The organism is Paractinoplanes bogorensis (genome assembly GCF_018829635.1).
Taxonomy (GTDB): Bacteria; Actinomycetota; Actinomycetes; order Mycobacteriales; family Micromonosporaceae; genus Actinoplanes; species Actinoplanes bogorensis.
In genome coordinates, this window is record NZ_JAHKKG010000011.1 from 219257 (window position 1) to 231040 (window position 11784).

At 69.4% G+C, this 11784-nt stretch carries 14 protein-coding genes; 7 read left to right on the forward strand and 7 right to left on the reverse strand.

Features of this window, described 5'->3' with window-relative positions; genetic code table 11:
• Positions 1-2: 2 nt before the first annotated feature.
• Positions 3-1325 carry a serine hydrolase domain-containing protein gene (locus KOI35_RS32960; protein WP_246614151.1) on the reverse strand — a complete coding sequence of 441 codons (1323 nt, stop codon included), beginning with the start codon at positions 1323-1325 and terminating at the stop codon, positions 3-5.
• A 62-nt stretch (positions 1326-1387) separates the two neighbouring features.
• The gene (locus KOI35_RS32965; RefSeq protein WP_215792599.1) at positions 1388-2107 is read right to left on the reverse strand and encodes a COG4315 family predicted lipoprotein; all 720 of its coding nucleotides are present in this window, start codon (positions 2105-2107) and stop codon (positions 1388-1390) included.
• 200 nt (positions 2108-2307) lie between these two features.
• On the opposite strand from KOI35_RS32965, the gene KOI35_RS32970 reads away from it, so the two are divergent.
• Both KOI35_RS32970 and KOI35_RS32975 read left to right on the forward strand, forming a co-directional pair.
• A complete protein-coding gene (locus KOI35_RS32970; RefSeq protein ID WP_215792600.1) occupies positions 2308-2841 on the forward strand; it encodes a sigma-70 family RNA polymerase sigma factor in 534 nt (177 codons plus the stop codon).
• A complete protein-coding gene (locus tag KOI35_RS32975) occupies positions 2838-3548 on the forward strand; it encodes an anti-sigma factor family protein (RefSeq protein WP_215792601.1) in 711 nt (236 codons plus the stop codon). Before KOI35_RS32970 ends, KOI35_RS32975 begins: the two co-directional genes overlap by 4 nt.
• On the opposite strand, the gene KOI35_RS32980 is transcribed toward KOI35_RS32975, so the two are convergent.
• The 3 genes from KOI35_RS32980 to KOI35_RS32990 all read right to left on the reverse strand — a co-directional run bounded on the left by KOI35_RS32980 (position 3545) and on the right by KOI35_RS32990 (position 6881).
• Positions 3545-4159, reverse strand: coding sequence for an NADPH-dependent F420 reductase (locus tag KOI35_RS32980; protein WP_215792602.1), 615 nt, complete (start codon positions 4157-4159; stop codon positions 3545-3547). The two genes, KOI35_RS32975 and KOI35_RS32980, sit on opposite strands and share 4 nt — an antisense overlap.
• A gap of 287 nt (positions 4160-4446) precedes the next feature.
• Positions 4447-5754: a pectate lyase family protein gene (locus KOI35_RS32985; protein ID WP_215792603.1), complete on the reverse strand. Its 1308-nt coding sequence runs from the start codon at positions 5752-5754 to the stop codon at positions 4447-4449.
• A 101-nt stretch (positions 5755-5855) separates the two neighbouring features.
• On the reverse strand, positions 5856-6881 hold the full coding sequence (locus KOI35_RS32990; protein ID WP_215792604.1) for a pectinesterase family protein: 1026 nt from the start codon (positions 6879-6881) through the stop codon (positions 5856-5858).
• 565 nt (positions 6882-7446) lie between these two features.
• Here KOI35_RS32990 and KOI35_RS32995 point away from each other — a divergent pair.
• Positions 7447-7803 (forward strand): hypothetical protein, encoded by a 357-nt coding sequence (locus KOI35_RS32995; protein ID WP_215792605.1) that lies wholly within the window; start codon positions 7447-7449, stop codon positions 7801-7803.
• 18 nt (positions 7804-7821) lie between these two features.
• Positions 7822-8151 (forward strand): hypothetical protein, encoded by a 330-nt coding sequence (locus KOI35_RS33000; protein WP_215792606.1) that lies wholly within the window; start codon positions 7822-7824, stop codon positions 8149-8151.
• Between the two features lies 1 nt (position 8152).
• On the opposite strand, the gene KOI35_RS33005 is transcribed toward KOI35_RS33000, so the two are convergent.
• Positions 8153-8539: a response regulator gene (locus tag KOI35_RS33005; protein WP_215792607.1), complete on the reverse strand. Its 387-nt coding sequence runs from the start codon at positions 8537-8539 to the stop codon at positions 8153-8155.
• Positions 8540-8680: 141 nt separating this feature from the next.
• On the opposite strand from KOI35_RS33005, the gene KOI35_RS33010 reads away from it, so the two are divergent.
• Both KOI35_RS33010 and KOI35_RS33015 read left to right on the forward strand, forming a co-directional pair.
• On the forward strand, positions 8681-8854 hold the full coding sequence (locus tag KOI35_RS33010) for a hypothetical protein (protein WP_215792608.1): 174 nt from the start codon (positions 8681-8683) through the stop codon (positions 8852-8854).
• Entirely contained in the window at positions 8845-9441 is a 597-nt protein-coding gene (locus KOI35_RS33015) for a DUF6193 family natural product biosynthesis protein (protein WP_215792609.1), read from the forward strand. Before KOI35_RS33010 ends, KOI35_RS33015 begins: the two co-directional genes overlap by 10 nt.
• Here the strand turns inward: KOI35_RS33015 and KOI35_RS33020 are convergent.
• Positions 9438-10445, reverse strand: coding sequence for a LacI family DNA-binding transcriptional regulator (locus tag KOI35_RS33020; RefSeq protein ID WP_215792610.1), 1008 nt, complete (start codon positions 10443-10445; stop codon positions 9438-9440). The genes KOI35_RS33015 and KOI35_RS33020 overlap by 4 nt on opposite strands.
• A gap of 123 nt (positions 10446-10568) precedes the next feature.
• Between KOI35_RS33020 and KOI35_RS33025 the strand changes: the two genes are divergently transcribed.
• The gene (locus KOI35_RS33025; protein WP_215792611.1) at positions 10569-11720 is read left to right on the forward strand and encodes a Gfo/Idh/MocA family protein; all 1152 of its coding nucleotides are present in this window, start codon (positions 10569-10571) and stop codon (positions 11718-11720) included.
• The last annotated feature ends 64 nt before the right edge of the window (positions 11721-11784 follow it).

Genomic DNA, 11784 nt, shown 5'->3' on the forward strand with positions numbered 1-11784 from the left:
GGTCAGGACCCTACGCGTTTCGCGACGCGGCCGCCGTAGACGTATCGGCCGCCGTCGAGGAACGTGAACGTCGAGTGGACGCCCTCGTCGAGCTCGGTCGTGATGAAGCTGGTGCCGCCCAGGGCCACGTAGTGCATCGTCGTGACCGGGAGGCCCATCTCGGCCAGCAGCCCCAGCGGGGTGGCGGTGACCTCGAGGCCGGTCGGGTCGGGCCGGATGTCGTAGGTGTACATCGGATATTCGTAGCGGCCCGCGAACTCGGCCGGACCGGGCGTGAACGGGCCGCTCGGCGGGACCGCCCGCGGGGGCACGACGACACCGGTGCGGTCGGCGACGATCGCGTCGAGCACCTCGTCGAAGAACGGCGTGGAGTGGCCGCCGTTGACGTTGATCGCGATCACCAGCGAGTGCTCCGGGACGACCCGCCACTGCGTCGACTGCCCGATCGTGCCGCCGTCGTGGCCGTACGCCTTCGTTCCCGACCAGTCGAACACCTCGAGCCCGAGCCCTCTTCTCGAGTCGCCCCGCCCGGAATAGGGCGGCAGGGTCAGCACCGGCGTCGTCATCGCCTCGATCGCGGCCGCCGACAGCAGACCCTCGCCCCCGGCCAGGAACATGTGCCCGAACCGGACGAGTTCGCGCGGCGCTGCACACGGCGTCGCCCCGGCCGGGCCGTTCGATCGGGGCATGCCCCACGGACGTGCCACCCGGCCGTCGTCGAGATGGCCGGCCGCGGCCCGGAAGACGATCGCCTCTTCGGGCAGCAGAGCCATCTGCTGCACGCCCAGCGGCTCGATCAGCCGCTCACGCAGCACCGACTCCCACGTGCCGCCGCGCAGCCGGGCGACCAGCGCGCCGAGAACGACAAAGCCCGAATTGCAGTACGAGAACAGCTCGCCGGCCGGGGCGATCTGATGCGCATGCCCGGCCAGATGCACGAGATAGCGGTCGACCGCGTCGTCACCGCGGCCGGTGTCTTCGAACAGGTCGCCGTCGAACCCGCCCATGTGCAGCAGCAGATGCCGGACCGTCACCGCCTCGGTCGCGGCCGGATCGACCACGGCGAACTCGGGCAGATAGCGCCGGACGGGCTGATCCAGGTCGACCCGGCCCTCGTCGACCAGTTGCATCACCAGCGCGGTGGTCCAGATCTTGGTGACCGAGCCGATCTGGAAGACGCTGTCGGGCGTGGTCTCGACGCCGGTCTCGCGGTTGAGCACCCCGTACGCGCCCTCGTGAAGCTCGTCGCCCTGGCCCACCGCGACCGCCGCACCGGGAACGCCGTGCCGGGCCGCCGCCTGCTCGAGAAGATCGTTGAGATTCATCGAAGCCGACCATACGCCGCGCCCGGCGATCATTTCGATCGCCGGGCGCGCCCCCGATGGTGCTATTTGGTGCCGCTGGAAGACAGTGGGCCGGGCAGGGGCTTCGTCTTGCCGCCGTCCGGCTTGATGGCGAACCACTTGCCGTTCAGGCCCTGGCCGTTGATGTCGCCGGGCTTGGCGTCGGCGACGAAGTAGTAGACCGGCCAGCCGTTGATGGTGACCTGGCAGTGGCCGTCGGCCCGCTCGACATAGCCGATGATCTTGGGGTCGATGCCGTCCGGGAAGATCTTGCCCGGGCTCTTGATCAGCAGGGGCGGCCAGGCCGTGGCGCAGTCGCCGTTGCAGTTCGACTTGGGCGGCTTGTTGGTGTCGTTGTCGAAGCGGTAGAGCGTCCGGCCGGCGCCGTCGGTCACGTAGGTGCCGATCTGCGCGTTCTCCGCGGTGTTGAGCTCGACCGTCTTGCTGCCGCTGGTGCGGGACTTCGGCGGGGTGATGTCCTGGTCGGACGGACCGCTGAAGATCTTCACCCATTTCTGGGTCTTGGCGACGACGGGCGCCTTGTCCCCTTTCTTATCCGCGATCGGGGCGGTCGCCGGGGCTGTCGGCGTCGCGCTCGGGTTCTCCGCGACTCCCGCCAACTCCGGCAATTCGCCCGGTCCCAGCGGATTGGGCGCCGCCGTGGCCGCCACCGGAATCTGCTCCTGCGGGGCTGCCTGGCTTCCACAGGCCGCCGCCATGCTCGCCACACCGGCCAGCATCACCGCGACGTAGATCTTCCTCATGGCCGTCTCCCGTCTCAGATCTGCAGGCCTGCCTCCCACACGACGCCGTCCCCCGATCGGTTCACGCCGGTGTGCCACTTTCGGAAAATCTTGATCCGGGTACGCCGTACGGGACGTACAGGTAGTAGCCGCGGCGCAGTACTTTCATCGATGTCGTTTTCCGATGAAGCGCGACAGTGCCACGGGAAGAGAAGAGACGGATGCCGGCGAGCAGACACAGACCGCACCGGGAGGTGGCCGATGAAGCGCTGGTCAGATCGTTGTTCCAGGAACACGGCCGGGCCATGCTCGCGTACGCCACGCAGCTGACCCGGGATCGCGCCGCCGCCGAGGACGTCGTCCAGGAGGCGCTGGTGCGAGCCTGGCGCCACCCCGAGAGCCTGAACAACGGCAAGGGTTCCGTACGGGGGTGGCTGCTCACGGTCTGCCGCAACATCGTGCTGGACCAGATCCGGGCCCGGAACCGGCGTCCGCCCGAGGTCGCCGAGAGCCCACCCGACGCCGCCGTCGAGCAGGACCACTCCGACCGCGTGGTGACGTCGATGGTGGTGGTCGACGCGCTCAGCCGGCTCTCGGCCGAGCACCGCGAAGTGCTCGAACAGGTCTACCTCAAGGGCAACACCGTCGCCGAGGCCGCGGAGGCGCTCGGCATCCCGCCCGGGACGGTCAAATCCCGATCCTTCTACGCGTTGCGGGCCTTGCGCGAGGCCGGCACGGAACGGTTGGCCACATGAGCACCCCCGACAGCGCGAACAAGCACGTCGACATCGCCGGCTACCTGTTGGAGATGCTCTCCGAGCAGGAGAAGGCCCAGGCCGACGAGCACCTTGCCGGCTGCGCCGAGTGCCGCGCCGAGCGTGACTCGCTGCAGCAGTGGTCCGACCAGCTCGGCGGCGTGCCCGAAGAGATGCTGCTCGACGGCCCGCCCGAAGACGGCGACCTGCTGCTGCAGCGCACCCTGCGCCAGGTGCGGCGCGAGTCGTCCGGCCGCCGCTACAAGCGGGTCGCCGCGGTGACCTCGATCGCCGCGGCTGTCGTCGCGATCGCCGTCGCCGGGGGAGTGCTGGTCGGCCGGGGAACGGCACCCGCGGGCGAAGCGGTTGCCCAGCCCACGGCCACCCTGTCGGTGCCGGCGGGCGCGCGGGTCGCCTCGGGCACGGACGCCGCCACCGGCGCGCGCATGCAGGTCGCAGTGAGTCCGGCCGCGGGCTGGGTGCGTGTCTCGGCCACGGTCGGCGGCATTCCCGCCGGTGAGAAGTGCGTGCTCGAGGTGGTCGGCCGCGACGGTTCGACCGCGGTCGCCGGCAGCTGGCTCGTGTCACCCAACGGCGAGGCGGGCGGAACGACGCTGAACGGCAGCGCGCTGATGGATCCGTCGACGGTCGAAGCCGTACGCGTCGTCACGACCACCGGAAAGCAGTACGTGACGGTCGAGGTTTAACGCATCGTGGTCAAGGCGTCGGCCAGCGCATCCTGCGCGTGGAAGACGTCGACCTCATGCTTCTGCAGCGGCCCGCCGGGTTCGGTGAGCCGCGCCGTCTCGGAGCCGCCCGCGTAGAACGGAGCGAACCCCATCTCGCGGATCAGCTGCGACGCGGCCAGCCGGGCGTCACGGTGGTCGCTGCACACGAACTCGGCCAGCAACGGATCATGCCCGCGCCGCCGGTCGAGCACCTCGGTCGGCAGCGTGTTGAGCGCCTTGGCCCAATGCGCCTCGGGCGCCCACAACTGCAACTGCTCGAACCCGCTCATCTCCCCGGCCGCCGGCGACGTCGGATTGGTCGCGTCGATGACGATCTTGCCGTCGAGCGTGGTCCCGGCCAGCTCGATCGCCTCGTACGCCGACTCCCAGTTGGGCGCGAACAGCACCACGTCGGCAAACGTCACCGTCTGCGCAACCGGCAGCGCCGCCCCATGCCCGAACAGGTGGTCGACCACACTTCCCAGCCGCTCCGGATGCCGCGACGACACCGCGACGTCGTGGCCGCTCTCCGCACACCACTCGGCCAGCTGCGCCCCGTGCTGCCCTGCTCCGATCACGCCGACATGCATGCACCCAGCGTGCCCGCCCGAGCCCTCGTCCGAGTGGTTTTCCCCATTTTCCCGTACGCCGTGCCACGCGCCACTTCACCGAGGCCGAGCTCCCGCAACCTCGCCTCCGGATGCCACCGAAGCTCCCCGGCCGACAGAATTGGCCGATCGTGCCTGTGGACGACACCAGCACTGGCACCCCACAGGCACTACTCTCACCCGCGTCCCTGGGTGGGCGGGGGAGGCGGCGGCTGCTCCGTAATAGCGTCTGATCGGAACAGCCACTCGTGTGTGCCTGGCGGCTTGGGTCAGAGGATGCGCCGGATTCCTACGCCCTTGCTGAGCAGGGCCGGGACGGCCGCCGTGGGATCGAGGCGGGTGCGCAGGGTGGGGGTCCAGCCGGCGTCCGGAGTGAGGTCGGGGTCGTGGGCGGCGTTGTAGGCGGCGACCAGGTCGACCGGCTGGGCGGGGCGGTGCGACGTCTGGAGGAGTGAGCCGATCGCGGTGATGCGAATGCCCTTCCAGTAGGCGATCACGTCGGAGGCGGGCACGTCGGCGCTCAGGCGGAAGTAGTTGTTCTCGGCGTACAGGCTCGACTCGACGCCGACCCCGAGTGAATAGACGTACGTGTCCTCGTCCGTACCGAAGTACTGGTTGTTGAAGACGTCGACCTGGCCGAAGCGTACGCGGGGAGCCCGTTGCCCGACGTTGCCGAAACGGTTGTGGTGCACGGTGACGCGCAGCTTGCCGACGTCGACGCCCGGGGTGTCGGTCGAGCCGATCAGCATGGTCTTGTCGTGGTCGTAGTAGTCGTTCCACGAGACCGTGACCAGGTCGGAACCGCGGATGATGTCCGTCGCGCCGTCGTGCCCCTGGTAGGGGCGGCCGAAGCGTACGGGCTGATCGCGGTCGTGGTTGTTGCCGTCGCTGAACGTGTTGTGGTCGATCCACACGTTGGTCGCGCCGCTCAGCGAGATCAGGTCGTAGAGCGAGTTCCAGTTGCCGGCCGTGCCGTCGGTCGGGTCCCAGGCCGGGAAGCAGTCGGCCGCGTCGGTGACCTCCAGATTGCGGACGATCACGTTGCTCACGTTGGTCAGCATCAGGCTGCCGTGCTCGAGCCGGCCGCCGTTGATGCCGAGGACCGTGGTGTTGCTGCCGACGGTCATCCGGATGTGGTCGGACTGCCGCTTGGCCGAGCGGACCCGGGCGTCCTCGAGCGGGCCGGACGGCTTGGCCGCGCGCCCCCAGACCGCCGGATCGTAGGCGGCCAGGAAGCCGTCCACCGTGTACTCCGGATCGGTGAAGTCGTTGCAGGACAGGCCGTCCATCAGGTCGATGCGACCACTCACGAACACGATCTTCGGGGTGTCGCCCGCGATGGCCGCGACGAGTTCCGCGCGGGTGCGGACCACGGACACGTTCGCCGCCTCGGCCGCCGATCCGCCTGTCGTTCCCGCGCCCGCGGACGCCCAGCCATCGTCCGGCGCGAGGCTTTCGCGCGCGACCCGGGCCGCGGCGGCCGAGATGCGGACGGCGTCCGGCGATGCCGCGGGGATCGTCGTGGGCGCGAGGAGCAACGCGGCGACGAGTCCCGCCAAGGGAGCGGCGACGGGCATAGCGGGGCCTTTCTGAAGTGCGGGAAAGCGCTTGCCGCATCACATTCACACGCGACTCGACCGTCGTCAATGGATCGGGTGACGCAGGAAATTTGCAGCGGTCAGAGTGAGCGATCCGGCGCCCAGTTGTCCGTACCGCGCAGAAACGCGGGCACGGTCTGCAGCGCGGCGTCGGCCGGCGTCAACTTCGGACGGTCCGGTGAGGGTGCGGCGCCCGGCCCGACGTTCCGGTACTCGGCGAATCGCGCCTCGCGCCAGGACCACGTACCGAAATCGCTCCATGCGGTTGATCCGATATGCGCGTCGATGCGCGACTCGCGGATGATCGTCTGCCCGATGGCGTTCGGGTCCTGGCTGGGGTGCCACGGCCGGCCGAGGAAGACGGTTCCGGCCGGCGCATCGGACGTGAACGCGCATCGAGCGAACAGAAAGCCGTGCGCATTGCTCGTATCGGTGCTCGGCGCGGTCACGTACCCGTTCGGGCTGGACCCGCGATTGAGCGAATGAACACGACACCGATCGAACACCGCCGTCGCCCGGCCGAAGATGAAGTCGACGTCGCCCTCGACGTAGCAGTCCCGGAAGTACGCGCGAGCCACCGTCGTCGCCGCGCTGCTGTTCGCATACAACGTGTCCTGGTTGCCGAGGAACCGTACGCGCGTGAAACTGACCCGGTCGGCCCGCGTCAGCACCGCCACCGCCTGCCGGTTGGTGATCTCCGGGTGCGCCGCTTCATCGAACAGGTTCGCGAACGTCAGGTTGTGCGCCCGGAATCCCGCCCCGTCGACGGTCACCGACGCGCTGCCCGTCGTCCCCCACGTGCCACCGGCCGGATTCGGCGTCCCGTTGGCCCGATCGTCCGCGATCACCACATCCTCGGGCCGCCGTCCGAGCCCCACGATGCTGACACCCGGCCGGTCCGAGGGGATGACAACCTTTCCCCTGTACGTCCCGGGAAGCACCCCGATCACCGCACCGCCCGCGTCGACGGCTTCCTGGACCGTGGCGAAGTCCCGGCCCACCACCACGCGGGGCCGCCGGGCCGTCGCCGACACGGGCCGCCCACCGATGAGGGAGGCGGCCGTGATCGCCCCCGTCGAGACGCCGAGGAATGTCCGTCTGCGCATGCCGCTCCGCTCCTGATGTCCTGAGGTAAGGCCTTTCCTGGCGGACGCTAGGCGGCTCGGTGGGCTCAGTTCAAGAGAAGCGGGCAATCCTGCAAACGCCTGCGGGCAGAACCCCTGCTAGCGAGCCTGAACCTGCAAACAGCTCGGGAACGCCCACGCCGCTTCGGTTGCGGGCCGGCCTTCAGTCGCGGGCCGGCTTCAGTCGCTGGCCGACGTTCAGCCGCCGCTGGCCTTTAGTCGCTGGCCGGTTGTCGGTCGCTGGCCGGCGTTCAGCCGCCGCTGGCCTTTAGTCGCTGGCCGGTTGTCGGTCGCTGGCCGGCGTTCAGCCGCTGCTGGTTTTCAGTCGCTGGTCGGCTGTCGGTCGCGGGCCGGCCTTCGGTTGCTGGCCGGTGTTCAGCCGCCGCTGGCCTTTAGTCGCTGGCCGGTTGTCGGTCGCGGGCCGGCCCCCTCGGTCGCCGGTCGGCGAGAAGCGGGCGCGCACGCGATCTCGGAGCCGTTGCTGCGATTCGAAGACAGTTACCGCCGGCGGCTTGGCCCGGTTGGCCGAGCGGTGCACGATGCCGATGTGGACGGTGCGGTGGGTCGCGGTGAGATGGTGCTTCGCGGTGTCGTGGGTGTGCTCGTGGCCTGGGTCGTCGGGCCCCTGCTCCTGTTCGACCTCTACATGTTGCTCTACTCGCTGCCCGCCGTCGTCGGGGCCGGTGAGCGGATCTGTGAGCCCGGGCTCCTCGGATGGGGGACCTGCTGGCGGCCGGAACCGCGGCTCTGGTGGATCGTGTCGGCCGGGATCGTTCTGCCGGGGGTGATCTGCGTCGTCATGGCGGTGCGGGGATTCCGCCGGCCGGGGCTCTGGTGGCCCTGGCTCATGGGTTCCATGGGGCTTCTGGTCGCGGGGGCCTTCGCGACCTCTCACATCTTGTAAGCGGGCAGGATGTCGGCCGTGGAAAGCTGGAGTGTGCCCCGGGGCATCGTGGCCGCGATCGATGTCCCGCTGCTTCTGATCAATGCCTACCTGCTGCTCTACTGGCTGCCCGCCATCCAGGGGCCCGGCGACGAGCCGTGCGACCCGGTCGTCGACGGGTGGGGCGCCTGCTGGCGGCCGGACCAACGGGTCTGGTGGATCGTGGCCGCCGCGCTGACCCTGGCCGGGCTGGTCTGCACGCTCATGTCCCTGCGCCGGTATCGCCGGGCGGTGATCTGGTCGTGGTGGTTCCTCGGTTCGATGACCTTTCTCCTCGCCGGCCTCTGGGCGGGCGGGAACATCTCCTGAGTCAGATCAGGGCGTTGGCCGGGGCCACATCCCGGATCGCCCGCAGCATCGTCGGGGCGTTGACGCCCTTCTGCAGGAAGCCGCTCACCCCGGCCGGCAGTCCCTCCGCGACCAGGTCGTCGGTGAGGAACGCGGTGTGGATCAGCACCCGGACCCCTGGCAGGTGCGGGTCGCTGGTGATCCGGCGGGCGGCGGCCACGCCGCTCTGGCCGGGCATGTGGTTGTCCATCAGCACCACGTCGACCGCGAAGGCCCGGCACAGGGTCACGGCCTCCACACCGGTGGCAGCCTCGGCGACCACGGTCATGTCGGGAGCGGCGTCGATCATGTGGCGCAGCGCCTGGCGCACAATGGGCTGGTCGTCGGCCAGGAGCACTCGGACGGTCATCGGACTTCCCTTCGCTGGTGTTGGATCAAGCGTGGCCGGGAAACGCCCGATCAAAATCGTCCGCACGCAGGCTCCGGGCTACTGCATGCGCAGTACTCGAAGTCGGAAATGCCAGATATAAACCGTGTCGGAGGCCAGGCTGTGACGTCATCGATCAGGGGCGAGCTCGGGATCGCCGACCAGCGGCAGTTCCACCTGATCGACTATCGGCACGGGCACACTCAGGCGCTGCTGCGCGGCGTGCCGGAGCCCGACGAGGACGAGTTCCGGCGTGAGCCGAGTGTCCTGCCGGAAGGAGCGGCGTCGTGCTGTTGATTGATGAAATGCTGGAGATCGCTGCGGCGTCAGGGGCCGCACTGAAGGGAATCGCCCGCGGCAAAAATCGATTCGGGCGTGCTGATGCTGTTCTGCCGACCGGCGACGATTACGCGACTGTGCACCTGTGCCACGACGGTGAATATGAACTGGCTGTATGGGTGGGCGACGAGATAGTTGCCGCCGGGCGGACCCGTGATCTGGTTGCGCTGGTGGACACGATGATCGGGCTGCAGGCAGGCACGCCGGTCGGGAAACTCGAGCATCTCGGAGCCACCGATTCCGAGAGTGGCACTGAGGCGTTGTGGCACGTGGTGATCGCGCACGGCGACGAAGGCATCCGCGTGGTCGCCGCAGCCGTGGGCGCCGACCCGGTGTTGCGACGGCTGCGGCCATGGGTCAGTCACGGCACCTTGCATCTGATTCATCCCCGCGACCGGGTCGGCTCGGTGCGGTACGGCATGGCGTTCCATCCGTTCACCGAAGGAACGTTCCGGCTGAATGTCTACGGCGAGTCGATCGGGCCGGCCGAGTCACTGGAAACAGCGGTTCCCCGGGCTGTCGCCGCGGTTGAGGCCTGGATCTAACGCCGCTGGGCGACGGGCCACGTGCTGTCGCGGCGGATCAGCTCGGCCGGCACCGTCTCGACCCGTGGGGGAGTGTTGGGTGGGGGCGGGTTGAGGGCCAACTCCATGGCCCGTTCGCCCAATGAGGTCAGCGGCAGCCGGATCGACGTGAGCGACGGGGTCACGTCCCGGGCTATCGGCATGTCGTCGAAGCCGATCACCGACAGGAAACGGCCCGCCGCGCGCATCGCGGCCAGCGCCCCTACGGCCATCGAGTCGTTCAGGGCGGCGATCGCGGTGACCGACGGGTCGGACGCCAGCAACGACGCGGTGGCCGCCTCGCCGCCGTCGCGGGTGAAGTCGGAATGGACCACCTGCAGGGAATGGCCGTACGCGGAAGCCGAGCGCTGCAGGCCGGCCAGGCGGTCGGCTGTCGTGGTCAAGGCGGCCGGCCCGGCGATCACCCCGACCGAGGTGTGGCCCAGTTCGAAGAGGTGTGACCCGGCCAGATAGCCGCCCTCTTCGTTGGCCGGCAGGACGGCGTCGGACGCGTGGTGGTGCCGGCCGATCACCGCGATCCGCCCGCCCGTCGCCTCGAAGGCCAGCATCCGCTCGTCGAGTTCGGTCTCGGCGTCGGACGACAGGTAGCCCGAACCCGCCACCACGATCGCGGCCACCTGGTGGGCGTGCAGCAGGTCGATGTATTCGAGCTCGCGCTCAGGTTCGCGGAACGTGTTGCAGATGATGGTCAGCCGCCCGCTCGCCGTGGCCACGCGTTGCAGGCCCCGGGTGATCTCGGCGAAGTACGGGTCGGAGACGTCGTGGACCAGCACGCCGACCGCGTTGCGATTGTTGCGGGCCAGCATCTGGGCGTGTGCGTTGGGCACGTAGCGCAGCTCGGCCACGGCCGCCAGCACCCGCGCCCGCAACTCGTCGGTCACCGGTTTCGAGCTGCCGTTGATGATCCGCGAGGCGGTGGCGGTCGAAACCCCGGCACGGCGTGCGACGTCCGCCAGCGTTGCCACGCCACACCCCCACGTAAGTCCGGAAGACCGGAGGATACCGCCGCCGGTCTTGCCCGCCCGCCACCACGCCCGTACGGTATCAGGAAAGCGCTTACCTCAGGCAAATCCAGGAGGCAGCAGAGCATGGACCGAACCCCCCTCGGCATCGTCCTCAACGGCGTCACGGGCCGGATGGGCCTGCGCCAGCACCTGATCCGCTCGATCCTGGCGATCCGGGCCGACGGCGGACTCCCGCTCCGCGACGGGCGTGTCCTGTGGCCCGAGCCGGTGCTGGTCGGCCGCAGCGAGGCCAAGTTGCGCGCGATCGCCGACGAGCACGGCCTGACCGACTGGACCACCGATCTCGAGGGTGCGCTGGCCCGGCCCGATGTGCAGGTTTATTTCGACGCGCAGGTGACGTCGGCCCGGGTCAAGGCGCTGCGCACCGCGATCGAGGCGGGCAAGCACATCTACACCGAGAAGCCGGTGGCCGAGAGCCTCAGCGAAGCGATCGACCTGGCGCGCACCGCGGACGAGGCCGGTATCAAGCACGGCGTGGTGCAGGACAAGCTCTATCTGCCGGGACTGCAGAAACTGCTACGGCTGGTGCGCGGTGGATTCTTCGGGCGCATTCTCTCCGTACGCGGGGAATTCGGTTACTGGGTTTTCGAAGGCGATTGGCAAGCGGCGCAACGCCCCTCGTGGAACTACCGCGCGGCCGACGGCGGTGGCATCACGCTCGACATGTTTCCGCACTGGCATTACGTGTTGGAGCAGATCTTTGCTCCCGTACGGGCGGTGACGGCGCGCTCGGTCACCCATGTCGACCGCAGGTGGGACGAGTCCGGCGAGCCCTACGCCGCGACCGCGGACGATGCCGTCTACGGCCTGTTCGAGCTCGACGGCGGGATCGTGGCGCAGATCAACAGCTCCTGGGCCGTACGGGTGAACCGCGACGAACTGGTGGAGTTCCAGGTCGACGGCACCGAGGGCAGCGCGGTCGCCGGCCTGCACCACTGCCGCATCCAGCCGCGCGCCGCCACGCCGAAGCCGGTCTGGGACCCCGACGTGCCGACCGGGCAGCGGTTCCGCGACCAGTGGCAGCAGGTGCCGGACAACGAGGTGTTCGTCAACGGGTTCCGGGCGCAGTGGGAGCAATTCCTGCGGTACGTGGCCGAGGACGCGCCGTACACCGGTGACCTGTGGGCGGGGGCGCGTGGCGTGCAGGTGGCCGAGCTCGGTCTGCAGTCGTCGAACGAGGGCCGGCGCCTGGAGATCCCGGAGCTGCCCCGATGATCGAGTTCAGCGGTCGTGGAACCAAGTACCGGTTGGGACCCGCGCACCAAGTGGAACCCGCGCA

What these genes read in the sequence shown, in the direction of transcription:
- KOI35_RS32975 (WP_215792601.1), top strand. Translation starts at nt 2,838, where the DNA reads ATGAGCACCCCCGACAGCGCGAACAAGCACGTCGACATCGCCGGCTAC.
- KOI35_RS33005 (WP_215792607.1), bottom strand. Translation starts at nt 8,539, where the DNA reads ATGACCGTCCGAGTGCTCCTGGCCGACGACCAGCCCATTGTGCGCCAG.
- KOI35_RS33025 (WP_215792611.1), top strand. Translation starts at nt 10,569, where the DNA reads ATGGACCGAACCCCCCTCGGCATCGTCCTCAACGGCGTCACGGGCCGG.
- KOI35_RS32960 (WP_246614151.1), bottom strand. Translation starts at nt 1,325, where the DNA reads ATGAATCTCAACGATCTTCTCGAGCAGGCGGCGGCCCGGCACGGCGTT.
- KOI35_RS32980 (WP_215792602.1), bottom strand. Translation starts at nt 4,159, where the DNA reads ATGCATGTCGGCGTGATCGGAGCAGGGCAGCACGGGGCGCAGCTGGCC.
- KOI35_RS32970 (WP_215792600.1), top strand. Translation starts at nt 2,308, where the DNA reads ATGCCGGCGAGCAGACACAGACCGCACCGGGAGGTGGCCGATGAAGCG.
- KOI35_RS32965 (WP_215792599.1), bottom strand. Translation starts at nt 2,107, where the DNA reads ATGAGGAAGATCTACGTCGCGGTGATGCTGGCCGGTGTGGCGAGCATG.
- KOI35_RS32985 (WP_215792603.1), bottom strand. Translation starts at nt 5,754, where the DNA reads ATGCCCGTCGCCGCTCCCTTGGCGGGACTCGTCGCCGCGTTGCTCCTC.
- KOI35_RS32990 (WP_215792604.1), bottom strand. Translation starts at nt 6,881, where the DNA reads ATGCGCAGACGGACATTCCTCGGCGTCTCGACGGGGGCGATCACGGCC.